Origin of the sequence: Variovorax sp. VRV01, assembly GCF_014852545.1 — a bacterium.
Classification (GTDB): domain Bacteria; phylum Pseudomonadota; class Gammaproteobacteria; order Burkholderiales; family Burkholderiaceae_C; genus Variovorax; species Variovorax beijingensis_A.
In genome coordinates, this window is sequence record NZ_JACVBS010000006.1 from 205786 (window position 1) to 218147 (window position 12362).

The 12362-nt window shown below is 67.6% G+C and carries 12 protein-coding genes; 10 read left to right on the top strand and 2 right to left on the bottom strand.

Annotation, left to right across the window (positions count from 1 at the left end; genetic code table 11):
* The first annotated feature begins 36 nt into the window (after positions 1 to 36).
* The 5 genes from IB278_RS13210 (at position 37) to IB278_RS13230 (ending at position 3702) form a co-directional block, all read left to right on the top strand.
* A complete protein-coding gene (locus IB278_RS13210) occupies positions 37 to 876 on the top strand; it encodes a hypothetical protein (RefSeq protein ID WP_145746071.1) in 840 nt (279 codons plus the stop codon).
* A gap of 97 nt (positions 877 to 973) precedes the next feature.
* Complete coding sequence (locus tag IB278_RS13215) at positions 974 to 1864, top strand: phosphate/phosphite/phosphonate ABC transporter substrate-binding protein (protein WP_192323629.1); 891 nt, start codon at positions 974 to 976, stop codon at positions 1862 to 1864.
* A 46-nt stretch (positions 1865 to 1910) separates the two neighbouring features.
* The gene (locus tag IB278_RS13220) at positions 1911 to 2615 is read left to right on the top strand and encodes a glutathione S-transferase N-terminal domain-containing protein (RefSeq protein WP_192323630.1); all 705 of its coding nucleotides are present in this window, start codon (positions 1911 to 1913) and stop codon (positions 2613 to 2615) included.
* Positions 2616 to 2853: 238 nt separating this feature from the next.
* A complete protein-coding gene (locus tag IB278_RS13225; RefSeq protein ID WP_145746068.1) occupies positions 2854 to 3471 on the top strand; it encodes an RNA polymerase sigma factor in 618 nt (205 codons plus the stop codon).
* A gap of 15 nt (positions 3472 to 3486) precedes the next feature.
* Positions 3487 to 3702 carry an iron dicitrate transport regulator FecR gene (locus IB278_RS13230; protein WP_145746067.1) on the top strand — a complete coding sequence of 72 codons (216 nt, stop codon included), beginning with the start codon at positions 3487 to 3489 and terminating at the stop codon, positions 3700 to 3702.
* A gap of 17 nt (positions 3703 to 3719) precedes the next feature.
* Here IB278_RS13230 and IB278_RS13235 read toward each other — a convergent pair whose 3' ends face one another.
* Complete coding sequence (locus IB278_RS13235; protein WP_145746066.1) at positions 3720 to 3956, bottom strand: hypothetical protein; 237 nt, start codon at positions 3954 to 3956, stop codon at positions 3720 to 3722.
* On the bottom strand, positions 3953 to 5644 hold the full coding sequence (locus IB278_RS13240; protein WP_192323631.1) for a cyclic peptide export ABC transporter: 1692 nt from the start codon (positions 5642 to 5644) through the stop codon (positions 3953 to 3955). The genes IB278_RS13235 and IB278_RS13240 overlap by 4 nt, the downstream gene beginning before the upstream one ends.
* 199 nt (positions 5645 to 5843) lie before the next feature.
* Between IB278_RS13240 and fhuF the strand changes: the two genes are divergently transcribed.
* From fhuF to IB278_RS13265, 5 genes are all read left to right on the top strand, one after another.
* A complete protein-coding gene (gene fhuF / locus IB278_RS13245) occupies positions 5844 to 6623 on the top strand; it encodes a siderophore-iron reductase FhuF (RefSeq protein WP_307697625.1) in 780 nt (259 codons plus the stop codon).
* 93 nt (positions 6624 to 6716) lie between these two features.
* Positions 6717 to 7562 carry a formyltransferase family protein gene (locus tag IB278_RS13250; RefSeq protein ID WP_145746063.1) on the top strand — a complete coding sequence of 282 codons (846 nt, stop codon included), beginning with the start codon at positions 6717 to 6719 and terminating at the stop codon, positions 7560 to 7562.
* On the top strand, positions 7559 to 8599 hold the full coding sequence (locus IB278_RS13255) for a GNAT family N-acetyltransferase (protein WP_145746062.1): 1041 nt from the start codon (positions 7559 to 7561) through the stop codon (positions 8597 to 8599). Before IB278_RS13250 ends, IB278_RS13255 begins: the two co-directional genes overlap by 4 nt.
* 36 nt (positions 8600 to 8635) lie before the next feature.
* Complete coding sequence (locus IB278_RS13260) at positions 8636 to 9967, top strand: lysine N(6)-hydroxylase/L-ornithine N(5)-oxygenase family protein (protein WP_192323632.1); 1332 nt, start codon at positions 8636 to 8638, stop codon at positions 9965 to 9967.
* A 182-nt stretch (positions 9968 to 10149) separates the two neighbouring features.
* Entirely contained in the window at positions 10150 to 12318 is a 2169-nt protein-coding gene (locus IB278_RS13265) for a TonB-dependent siderophore receptor (protein ID WP_192323633.1), read from the top strand.
* Positions 12319 to 12362 lie beyond the last annotated feature (44 nt).

A 12362-nucleotide genomic window follows, 5' to 3' on the forward strand; every position in this document is an offset into this window, starting at 1 on the left:
TTGCCTTCTTTCTTCTCCTCTCCTAAGGACCTCTCCATGCTGTTGTTCCGCACCTGCCCGCCTGCCAGCCCCGCAAGGCTGACGAAGCTGGGCGCACTGGCTAGCGTTGGATTTCTCTTTGCGCCCGCACTGGCCTGGGCCGATCCGTCGCCCGCGCTGGACCGTTTCAGTTTCTCGGTGGGGGCCTTCAGCGCCGATCCGAAATTCAACGCATCGGTCAGTTCGCCGTACGGCGCGCTGCGCACGCGCGACCTCGAGCCCGGCCGCGTGACCATGCCGCGCATCACGGCCGACCTGCTGATCGGCGACAGCCATGGCATCTCCTTCGACTACTACCGCTACAAGCGCGACTACTTCGGCCAGGCCTCGGGCAGCGATTCCTTCGGCGGCTTCGGCAGCGTGACCGCGGTGGGCAATGCCAACCTCAACGTGAAGCTCGACTTCGCCAAGCTCTCGTACAAATGGTGGCTCGGCTCGGGCAACACGGTGTTCGGACTCGGCGCCGGCGCGGCCTACTACCGCATCGGCGTCGGCACCAACGCCAACATCGTGGTGAACGGACGGGTCCGCACCTTGAACGAAGACTCGAGCGATGACGCGATCGCGCCGCTGCTCGAGGTCGGCGTGCGGCATGCCATCACTCCCGACCTGCGCCTGTTTGCCGACCTCTCCGGCGTGCGCAAGGGCGGCGGCCGCTTTCACGGCAGCATCTACAACGCCACGGCGGGCGTGGAGTGGTTTCCCGTGAAGAACGTCGGCGTGGTGCTGGCCTATGGCGCCACCAACATCGACATGGCGCGCGACAGCAGCACGGCGGAGACCCGCGTCAAGGTCAAGCTGCACGGCCCTTCGGCCTTCCTCAAGGCGCGGTTCTGAGGCCCGCGGCGGCGCGGCGCCATGCCATGGGCGGGCGGCTGCGCGCATAGGTGCTTGCGATCATCGGGGGCCGCGCGCGGGCCCCTATGATCTTTTGATGTACATCCCAGCCCCCATCCGCTCCAACAAACCCGGCGGTTGCGCCGCCAGTACGCGCGGCATCCGCAAACCACGCTCGCTTCGCCTTGCCGTCCCGGCGGCGGCAGCGCTGCTGCTGACAGCGGGCGTACCGGCGCACGCGCTGGTCATCGGCGTGACCGAAGGCGTGAGCTACCAGGCCGCCGAAAGCCAGATCGCACCGCGCTTCGAGCCCATTGCCGAAGTGCTGAGCAAGGCACTGAAGCAGCCCGTGACCATCAAGGTGCTGATCTCCTACGCCAGCGCGCGCGAGGCCTTGAAGGAGCAGCAGGTCGACCTGGCCTTCATCCACCCGGCCCACGTGGCGCTCGAGGCCGTCAAGAGCGGCCGCTACCAGGCGCTGGCCTGGACCAGCGGCTTCACGGCCTACAAGGTGTCGCTGCTGTGCAAGGAGCCGCAGCCCATCTCCAACTGGAAGAGCATCGCCGGCAAGGGGCTGGTGATGCCCGACGCGGATTCGATCACCTCGGTGATCACGCGCGCGATGCTGCGCGAGCAGGGCCTGCAGCCCGCCGCGCTCAAGCTCACCAACACGCGCTACCAGGACGCGGTGCCGTTCTACGTGCAGAACGGTTTCGCCGCCTATGGCGCCACGGCGGCATCGGGCGTGGTCAAGACCTGGAAGGACGGCGGCGGCAACGTCTGCGCGGAATCGCGCGCGGTGCCCATCAAGCAATGGCTGGTGTCGCGCAAGCTCGATGCCGCCACGGCCAGCGCGGCGCGCGACGCCCTGCTGGGCCTTGCGCAAAGCGATGCCGGCAAGCGCGCGCTCGCCACATCGACCTACACTGGCTTTGTCGCACCCTCGGCCGAGGTCGAAACGGCCCTGATGACCTGGCTGGGCATCTGACCCCCTGCGGGCGCGGCGTTCCAACTCCGCTTTTCATGAACCACCCATGACCGACCTGTCCCGCTTTCCCATCACCCAAAAATGGCCCGCGCTTCACCCTGACCGGCTGCAGCTGTATTCGCTGCCCACGCCCAACGGCGTGAAGGTCTCGATCATGCTGGAGGAGACCGGCCTCGCCTACGAGCCGCACCTGGTGAGCTTCGAGAGCCACGACCAGATGTCGCCGGAATTCCTCTCGCTCAATCCGAACAACAAGATTCCCGCGATCCTCGACCCCGACGGGCCCGGCGGCAAGCCGCTCGCGCTGTTCGAGTCGGGCGCCATTCTTCTGTACCTGGCCGACAAGACCGGCAAGTTGATTCCCCAGGATGCCGCCGGCCGCTACGAAACCATCCAGTGGCTGATGTTCCAGATGGGCGGTATCGGTCCGATGTTTGGCCAGCTCGGTTTCTTCAACAAGTTTGCCGGCAAGGACTACGAGGACAAGCGCCCGCGCGACCGCTATGTGGCCGAATCGAAGCGGCTGCTCGGCGTGCTCGACAAGCGCCTGGCCAATCGCGCATGGATCATGGGCGACGACTACACCATCGCCGACATCGCCTCGTTCCCGTGGATCCGCAACCTGATCGGCTTCTACGAAGCGGGCGAGCTGGTGGGCTTCAGCGAGTTCAAGAACGTGGCGCGGGTGCTCGAAACCTTCGTCGCGCGGCCGGCCGTCGCGAAGGGTCTGGGCATTCCCAAACGCGGTTGACCGGGCCTTCGGGGCGCAGCGCGCCCCGAACGAAAACAAAGCTACTCACTTTCCGACTCGAGTGTCTTTTTCAGGCACGCGCACGGGGTTCCCTCGCCTTTTCCAGCTTCGCCCAGAAGCGGTTGAGGTTACACTTCAATAAGAATAATTCTTATTCAATCATCCGAACCACCCGCACCACGCGCCGGTGGCCGGCCCAGGGAAACCAACACGTTGATGCTTGCGAGAAGGCGATCGGATGCGCGACCTCGTCCAGGAACTGGTAGCTCACTATGCGGACTTGCGCCGGCAACTGACGCGCGACCTGCGCGACCCGCACTATGCGGCGGACATCGCGCAATCCAGCTTCGAGCGCGTGTATGCGCACGCGCTCAAGATGAAGGGCGGCGACATCCGCATCGACGCGGCCCCTGAAAGCACCCAGGGCTCCGGCATCGAATCGCCACGCGCCTTGCTCTTTCGCGTGGCGCGCAACCTGTGCGTGGACGATGCGCGCCGCCGCAAGGTGGCACAGGACTGGGTCAGCACGCATTTCAACTCGGGCTCGCGCCAGGTGGTGCCGTCCTGCGAATACATCGCCGCGCAGCAGCAGGTGCTGGCGCGCGTGGTCGAGACGCTTGAAAAGCTGCCGCCCCGGCGGCGCGAAGTGTTCCTGCTGTTCCGGGCCTACGGACACACGCGCGCCGAAATCGCCCAGCAGCTGAAGATCACCGAAATGGCGGTCGCCAAGCACCTGCTGCGCGCTGCCATCGACTGCTCGCGCGTCTTCGCCCGACTGCGTTCGGAGCTGATCGAGCAGCCGGTCATCTCGACGCGCCCGGGCTTCGACGCAAGCTTCGCCGAAGACTTCGCCTGACGGGCCGGCCGCATCGTGGCAAGCGTCCCGAACGAGAAACTCATCGAGCGTGCCCTCGCGCTGATCGTGGAGAGCGAGATCGCTGCGCACGACGCCGCCATGGCGGCCCGCTTGGCGCTTGCGCGGTGGCGCAGCCGGTCGGCGGAGCATGCGGCCGCGGCCCAGGAAGCGCGCCGCCGCTGGGATGCCCTCGGCGGCATGGCTGCGCAGTTGCGCGGGCTGCGGAAGTAGCGTGGGCGCCCTTGCCCTCACTGCAAGCGCCCCTCTTCGTGGCACGCCTGTTCCAGCACAGGCTTGATCAGCGCGGCCCCGGTCAGTGCCCAGAGGGTGAGCACGTCGTTCAGCGCGCAGATGTTCCCGGGGTCCACGCCGAGCCAGCGGATGAGCTCTTCGGCGCGCTCCGGCGAGGGCGCATCGTGCAGCGTGCAAAAGAGCGTCCACGCGGCGTCGAAAGCGGGATCGTCGGGCACACGGTCACGCATCATGCAGCCAGGCTTTCCAGCGGGACGTACGCCTTGTCCTCCTCGATCTTTCCGGCGCGCATCGTGACCACGCGGTCGGCCAGGTGGAAGTACCTGTCGTCGTGCGAGATCACCACCAGCAGATGCCCCTTGGCGCGCAGTTCGGGCAAGAGCTCCGTGTAGAACAGATGCCGGAAGGCCGGATCCTGGTCGGCGGCCCATTCGTCGAACACCAGCACCGGGCGGCCTTCCAGGTACGCATGCACCAGCGCCAGCCGCTTGCGCTGCCCGGTCGAAAGATCGGTGGTGGTGAAGGCGCCGTCCTTCACGCTCACCTTGTGCGCGATTTCCAGGCGTTCCAGGTAGGGCAGCGCCGTCTGCGGCAGCGTGGCCGTGCCCGCGCCCTCTTCGCCGGCCGCCAGATCCTCGAACAGGTAGAAGTCCGAGAACACCGTCGTGAACAGCTGCCTGTAGTCGTCGCGCCCTTCCGGCGTCACCACGCCGCCGTCGAGCAGCACTTCGCCGCCGTGCGGTGCATAGAGGCCGAGCAGCAGCTTGATCAGCGTCGTCTTGCCGGAGCCGTTGTCGCCCACGATGAACACCATCTCGCCGGGCCGCAGCGACAGGTCGATCGGCCCGAGCGTGAAAGCCTCGCCGCCCTCGGGCGCATCGAAGCCGTAGCGCACGCCGCGCATGGCGATCTCGCGGTTCAGCATCACGCCGTTGGAGGCGCGCTCCAGGTGCAGGTGCGGCTCCGGCGTTGCAAAGCGCGCCGACAGGTCGGCGATGCGCCGGAACGCGATCTTGGCCCGGCCCACGCCCGGCAGCGCGCCCGCGATCTGGTCCACCGGTCCCTTCAGGAACAGCATCACCAGCACGAAGCCGCTCAGCACCGCGGGCTCGGTCGGCCGGAACGCGGCCCAGCCCAGGATCAGCGCGATCAGCAGGAAGAACAGCGCCGAGCCGAAGGCCGTCGCCATCACGTAGGTGTTGATGGCGCGTCCGTTCACGGTGCGGATGTTGTCCACGATGCGCTCGATCTGCCCGCCGAACATCCGCGTGCGGCGCGCGCGGTGCATGCGGAATTCCTTCGCGCCTTCGCTGATCGCGCGGTAGGTCTTGTGCAGCTGCTCCTCGTATTCGCGCGCCTTCCAGAAACCCGCTTCGGCGCGCACCTGCGCGCGCGTCTGGATGGTCGCGCCGATCGCGAGCGCCACCGCCAGCAGGCAGAACAGCGGCAGCGACAGGTACGCGAGGTACGCCAGGCAGCCCAGCGCAATCGCGAACGCGATGAGCGTGGACGACAGCACGAAGGCCACGTCGCTGATCATGTCCACGTCCTGCGACAGCACCGGCATCAGCCGATGCGTGCGGTAGCGCTCCAGCGCATCGATGGGCGCCGAGAGAATCTTCTGCGCGAGGCTCTTGCGCACCTGTGCCACCAGCCGCTGGCCGACGAAGTTGGTCGACACGTCCGAGGCCATGCGCCCCAGCAGCGCCACCGCGCACAGCCCGACGAAGGTCAGCAGCAGCCCGCCCGCCATGCCGCCCTCGCGGTTGAGCACCTGGTTGATGGTGCCCAGCAGCGCGACGGTGGCCGCACCCGCGCTGATGCCGGTGACCGCGGACAGGACAATCCATGGAAAAAACGGCTTGAGCAGGCGCCTGAGCTCGGAGGTGTGGCCACGGGGGGCCGTGGTGGTCGGTGTCATGCAAAGGCTCTTTCCGCCCACCCGGGGCAAAACGGCTTGAAAACGGCCATGCCCTGTCGACATCGCCCGGGCGGCTGCACGCCGCTTACTGCATAGACGGCTGGGTCCCGGCAATGTTCATGCGATGTGACGGATGAACACCACCGCCGCCAAACCGTCTTCAAGGGATGCATTCCCCGCACCTCTTGCAGGCCGCCTCGTGATCGCGCTGCTGGAACCCCTGTTCCCGGGCGCACTCGCCGTGCATGCCGAACGGCTGCAGTGCGCGGACGCGGTACCGGCCGGCGCGCTGCGCGTGGCCGACCTGGCGCATTCGCCTTCGCTCCTGGCCGACGTGCTGCGCCTTCACGCCCGCGCACGTGGCGCGGCCGGCGCGCGCGACCTGCGGCCGGTCGCCTCGGCGTGGAGCCTGGACTACCTTTCCGCGCTGCTGCCGCCCGTGGTGGCGGCCGCCAGCGTGCTGCAGCATGTGTTTCCGGTTTCGGCGGAGCACATCTGGGTGCGGCTCGACGACAAGGGCGCACCCTCGAGCTTTCATGTGCTGCATCCGGGCGATGCGCTGCGCGGCGCGGACACCGCGCAGCGCTATGCGCCGCTGCTGTGGCAGCACCTGCAACCGCTTTTTTTCGCCTTGTGCAGCCTCACGCGGCTTGCGCCCAAGATTCTGTGGGGCAACACCGCGCGCCACCTCGAACCGATCTTCGACATGGCGCTGGCCGCGACCGGCGGTGCAGCCCACATCGCGCACGACCGCGACCGCCTCCTGCACCACCCCGCCTGGCCGGACGAGGCCCGGCCGGTCAACCCGCTGCACGCCCGCTGCCGCGAGGTACGGCCGGTCGACGCCGGCCAGGGCCGGCCGGTCAAGCTGCACCGCCAGTGCTGCCTCTACTACCTGCTTCCGTGCGAGGACTACTGCGGCGCCTGCCCGCTCGCGCCGCAGCACCGCAAGAGCGCCGGCGAAATCCTGCAGCCGTGAACAGATGGCGCGCTGCCACGTCTTCTCCTGAAGGCCCCACGCCCGCTTGTTCCCAAGCCAACTCCAACGCCGATCCATCCTTCACGCCAACCCATGTCCCAGGCAAAGCTCGTCTACATCCTGTCCTTGAGAAACGCGGCCGCCGACAAGGCCGGCCAGTACATCGACTTCAAGGGCACGCAGCGCTACATGGCGTCCCCGCTCGAATACCTGGCCAAGGCACTGGACGAAAGCTCGCTGGGAGAGGCCTATTCGCTCGAAGGCATCGTCTACGACGACGACGAAGGCTCGCCGCGGGACCGCGCGGCGCTGCAGGACTACGGCTTCTCCTGCCAGCCCGGCCGCCAGTGGATCTTTCCAGGCGACCTGAAGGCGCAGGGCAAGCTGCTCAACGGCATGCTCCACGCGGTGCCGTCCGAGTACCGGCGGCTTCCGCTCGACGCGAAAGAGCGACCCGCCGCCAAGAGCGCCTTCGAGCGCCGCCTGCTGGACAAGCTGCTCACGCTGCAGGCCGACATCGTCGTGCTCGACGGGCTCCTGGTCATCCTGGACGAACTCGTGCGCCCGGGTGCGCCCTTTCACCGCAGGATCGTCAACATCCACCCCGGCATCACGCGCATCGAGTCGCCTTACGAGCGCCGCGGCGCCTGCGCCACGCTCGATGCGCTGCACGGCGCCAAGGGCCGCAAGGTCGTGAACTGGCAGACGATGGAAAGCGTCCCCGCGCCGCTGCTCCTGAAGACCGGCGCCTCGCTGCACTACGTGGACAACGGCATCGACTCCGGCGAGGTCATCCACGACGTGCTCGGCACGCACATCGACCCCGCGGACTCGATCCTCGAGCTGCGCTGGAACAACTTCAACCACAGCCTCTTTCCGGCACTCCACCAGGGCCTGGCCCTGCTCGCGAGCCACCGGTCCACCGAAGGAACCCCATGACCCTCACCTCCTACGCCGACGGCACGCCGCACGACATCACCCTGGACGGCGAGATGCTCGCCGTGCGCAGCCGCCAGGGCGGCAGCCGCTCGCTCTGGAAGCTCGCAGCCGGCGGGGCCGATGCCGCGCTCCAATGGGTCGACGGCAGTGCGGCCTCCACCCCTCACCTGCTCGCGGCGCTGGAAGCCGCCTTCGAGTACCGCCCCGCGCACAAGAGCCTCGCGGTGGCGGTGCCCGCGCCGGCCGAGGAGCTGACCCACACCGGCGTCCTGCTGGCGTCGCCGGACGGCGGCGTGCGCGCCTTTCGCGACATGCTCTGGCAGCAGCCGCGCCTGTGGCTTCCCACCGTGCATGCCCCGATGGCGCAGCGCTATGCGCTCACCAACGGCAAGGTGCATCCGCTGCGCACGCCCAAGCCGCGCGGCGTGCTCTACCAGCGCTTCATTCCGTGGCTCGGCAAGACCTTCTCGTTTCGCAGCATCGACCTCGAGCGCGACCTGGGCATCTTCAACCGCTGGATGAACGACCCCGACGTGGCCGAGATCTGGGACGAGGAAGGCGACCTGGACAAGCACCGCGCCTACCTCTCGGGCATCGACCGCGACCCGCACATGTACTCGATGATCGCGAGCTTCGACGGCGAGCCCTTTGCCTACTTCGAGATGTACTGGGCCAAGGAAAGCCGCATCGCGCCCTTCTACGACGTGCAGGACTACGACCGCGGCTGGCACGTGCTGGTCGGCGAGCCGTCGTTCCGCGGTAAGGCCTGTGCCACCGCGTGGCTCACCTCCATCTCGCACTACATCTTCCTGTGCGACCCGCGCACCCAGCGCGCCGTGGGCGAGCCGCGCATCGACCACGTGCAGCAGATCCGCAACCTCGACAAGTCGGGCTACGCCAAGGTGAAGGAGTTCGACCTGCCGCACAAGCGCGCACAGCTCGTGATGATGCTGCGCGAACGCTACTTCATCGACAGCCTCTGGCTGCCGCGCAGCGACGCGCCGGCGGCAGCAGCCGCGTCCGCCACGCCCGTTTAACCCGCTCAACCGCTTCGCAGCAAAAAGGAATCCGCCATGGTCATTCACGACGTCATCGGCATCGGCTTCGGCCCCTCGAACATCGCGCTGGCGATCGCGCTCGACGAGAAGCGGCGCGAGGGGCGCCGGCTCGACGCAATGTTCATCGAGAAGCAGCCCACCTTCGCCTGGCACAAGGACATGATGCTGGAGCATGCCCACATGCAGATCTCCTTCCTGAAGGACCTGGCCACGCTGCGCAACCCGACCAGCCGCTTCACCTTCATCAACTACCTGCACGAGAAAAGGCGCCTGCAGGACTTCATCAACCTGAAGACCTTCTTCCCGAGCCGCCACGAGTTCAACGACTACCTGGCCTGGGCCGCCGCGCAGTTCGAGGATGCCTGCGTCTACGGCGAGGAAGTGTTCGAGGTGCTGCCCGAGCGCGAGGCCCACGGCGGCGACGTGACGCTGCTGCGCGTGCGCTCGCACGACCGCACGGGACACGTGAGCGAGCGCCTCGCGCGCAACCTCGTGGTCAGCATCGGCGGCATGCCCAACATTCCGGACTGCTTCCGAGCGCTGCGCAGCGACCCGCGCGTGTTCCATTCGAGCAGCTACCTGCAGGGCATCGCCGCGCAGGACGGCGCGCAAAGAATCGCCATCGTCGGCGCCGGCCAGAGCGCCGCGGAGATCTTCATGGACCTGCAGGGCCGCCCCCATGCGCTGCAGGTCGACCTCGTCATGCGGGCCCGCTCCATCCGCCCCTCGGACGACAGCCCCTTCGTGAACGAGGTGTTCAACGCCGAGTTCACCGACTACATGTACAGCCGGCCCGACGACGAGCGCGCCGCCCTGCTCGAGGAATTCGGCCACACCAACTACGCAGTGGCCGACCTGGAACTGATCCAGCAGATCTTCAAGATGTTCTACCAGCAGAAGGTGCGCGGCGAAAACCGCATGCGCTTCCTGCGCCGGCACGACATCCACGCCGCCCACGCCACGGCCGAGGGCATCCACCTGACCATGTGCGACCGGAACACCGGCCGCGAAAGCACCTCGCGCTACGACGCCGTGGTGCTCGCCACCGGCTACGCACGCGAGCAGCACAAGGAACTGCTGACCCCCCTCGCGCCGTACCTGGATGGTTTCTCGGTGGACCGCCACTACCGCGTGCGCAGCACCGGGGACTTCCGCCCCGCCATCTTCCTGCAGGGCGCCTGCGAGTCCTCGCACGGCCTGAGCGACACGCTGCTGTCGGTGACCTCGGTGCGCACGGGGGAGATCGGCAGCGCGCTGCTGAAGGCCATTCCGGCGATGCCGGGCACGGCGGGCGCGGCCAGCGCCGCCAACGCCGGCCGGAGCGAGCGCCAGGCCGTCCGCATCTAGGCCGCCGCCGAGGCGCGGCGGCGCGCGTGGCGGGTACGTGCTGAAGCATTTGGTACAGGGTGTCTCTCTTTTTGTAGTTCAAACGTCTCATGTACGGAAGCGCCAGAACTGCGGGATACGGCAGGCCTTGCGCTGAAACCCGAACACGTCGTTTTTTCACTGCCCCTGGAGTACCTCAACCTATGCGTCCCCTGCCCCGACCCCGCCTGCTGAGCGCCGCGCTTGCCTCGGCCTTCGGAACCGCCTGCACCCTCTGGGCGGCCCCCGCCTTCTCGCAGGACAGCAACCTGCCGGCGGTGACCGTCACGGCCGATACGGAAGCGTCGGCCAAGGGCCATGTGAACGGCTACGTGGCCAAGCGCAGCGCCACCGGCACCAAGACCGACACCCCGATCCTGGAAACCCCCCAGTCGATCTCGGTGGTCACGGCCGACCGCGCGGCCGCCATCGGCGCCACCACCGTGAAGGACGCGCTGGGCTACACCCCCGGCGTGAGCACCACCGTCTTCGGCGCCGACTCGCGCTACGACTGGATCTCGATCCGCGGCTTCGACGGCTACGCGCCGGGCTTCTACCTGGACGGCATGCCCCTGCGCAACAACGGCAACTGGGGCGTCTGGCAGATCGAGCCCTACGGCATGGAGCGCATCGAAGTGCTGCGCGGACCGGCCTCGGTGCTCTACGGCCAGGCCAGCCCCGGCGGCGTGGTCAACGTGGTGAGCAAGCGCCCCACCACCGAGCCGCTGCGCGAAGTGCAGCTGCAACTGGGCAGCAACCACCGCACCCAGATCGCCGCCGACTTCTCCGGCCCCATCGATGCCGAAGGCAAGCTCAGCTACCGCCTCACGGCCGTCGGCCGCGACAGCAAGCTGCCGGCCGCCAGCATGGACGACGACCGCTTCTACATCGCGCCCTCGCTCACCTGGCGCCCCTCCGCGGACACCACGCTCACGCTGCTGTCGCACTTCAACCGCGTGCGTGGCGGCGTGTACACGCGCGGGCGCCCGACGGTCGGCTCGCTGATTCCCACGCGTTTCGGCAACTACATTCCCGACTCGCTCTTCGTGGGCGACCCCAACTTCAACCACTTCGACGTGGACCAGTGGATGGTCGGCTACGAGTTCGAGCACCGCTTCAACGACACGTTCACCGCGCGCCAGAACCTGCGCTACGGCCGGCTCGACGTCGACTACGGCGCCGTGCAGGGCCGCGCGATCGTGCCGCTCAACAGCAATGTCTCCGATCCGCGCAACTACCAGATGCTGCGCCGGAGCATCTCGGGCAGCCGCGAGAGCGTCTCGACCTTCACGCTGGACAACCAGCTCGAAGCCAACTTCGTCTCGGGCGACTGGAAGCACAAGGTGCTGATCGGCCTGGACCACCAGCGCACCGGCATCGAGCAGGCCAGCTACAGCGGCGGCAGCGCACCGAGCATCAACATCTACGCGCCCGTGTACGGCGGTCCGTTCTTCGTGCCCGCGCCCTATGTGGACGCCAACACCCGCCTGACGCAGACCGGCCTGTACATCCAGGACCAGATCAAGTGGGGCGAGCGCTGGAGCCTCACGCTCGGCGGCCGCTACGACCGCGCCTCCACGATCATCCACAGCAACCTGGACGGCACGCGCAGCGACATCCCCGAGCACAAGTTCACCAAGCGCGGCGGCCTGGTCTACACCTTCCCGAGCGGCTGGGCGCCCTACCTGAGCTACTCCGAATCGTTCTCGCCCTCGGCGCGCCTGAACCCGGACACCAAGAGCCCGTTCAAGCCCGAGACCGGCCGCCAGTACGAAGCCGGCGTGCGCTACCAGCCCGTGGGCACCACCGACAGCTACAGCGCCGCCATCTTCGACCTGCGCCGCCAGAACTACATCACCGCCGATGCCAACTTCCGCCCGCGCCAGACCGGCGAGGTGCTGGTACGCGGCCTGGAGCTCGAAGCGGCCTTCCAGCCCGTCAAGCGCATGAACGTGACGGTGTCCTACGCCTACACGCCCAAGGTGGAGATCACGGCCAGCAGCACGCCGAGCGAGATCGGCACGCCGCTGCTCGCGGTGTCCAGGCACCGCGCCGCGCTCTGGGCAGACTACCGCTTCGACAACGGCATCAAGGTCGGGCTGGGCGCGCGCTTCAACGGCTCGAACCGCGGCGACCTGAACAAGGCGCCGATCCAGGTGCCTTCGTACACCTTGTTCGACGCGATGATCGGCTACGACATCGACCGCTGGAGCCTTGCGCTGAACGTGCGCAACCTGACCGACAAGACCTACTTCGCGAACTGCGACCAGTACGGCAATTGCTATTACGGCGACCAGCGCAAGGTCACGGCCACGGCCACCTACCGCTGGTAAGCCGCGCAGCGGCCTCCAAACGCAAAAAAGGGGACGCAGCTGGC

Bases quoted from the DNA above. Each gene is read 5' to 3' on its own strand.
- IB278_RS13210 (WP_145746071.1), top strand. From the start codon at position 37: ATGCTGTTGTTCCGCACCTGCCCGCCTGCCAGCCCCGCAAGGCTGACG.
- IB278_RS13215 (WP_192323629.1), top strand. From the start codon at position 974: ATGTACATCCCAGCCCCCATCCGCTCCAACAAACCCGGCGGTTGCGCC.
- IB278_RS13220 (WP_192323630.1), top strand. From the start codon at position 1,911: ATGACCGACCTGTCCCGCTTTCCCATCACCCAAAAATGGCCCGCGCTT.
- IB278_RS13225 (WP_145746068.1), top strand. From the start codon at position 2,854: ATGCGCGACCTCGTCCAGGAACTGGTAGCTCACTATGCGGACTTGCGC.
- IB278_RS13235 (WP_145746066.1), bottom strand. From the start codon at position 3,956: ATGATGCGTGACCGTGTGCCCGACGATCCCGCTTTCGACGCCGCGTGG.
- IB278_RS13240 (WP_192323631.1), bottom strand. From the start codon at position 5,644: ATGACACCGACCACCACGGCCCCCCGTGGCCACACCTCCGAGCTCAGG.
- IB278_RS13250 (WP_145746063.1), top strand. From the start codon at position 6,717: ATGTCCCAGGCAAAGCTCGTCTACATCCTGTCCTTGAGAAACGCGGCC.
- IB278_RS13255 (WP_145746062.1), top strand. From the start codon at position 7,559: ATGACCCTCACCTCCTACGCCGACGGCACGCCGCACGACATCACCCTG.
- IB278_RS13260 (WP_192323632.1), top strand. From the start codon at position 8,636: ATGGTCATTCACGACGTCATCGGCATCGGCTTCGGCCCCTCGAACATC.
- IB278_RS13265 (WP_192323633.1), top strand. From the start codon at position 10,150: ATGCGTCCCCTGCCCCGACCCCGCCTGCTGAGCGCCGCGCTTGCCTCG.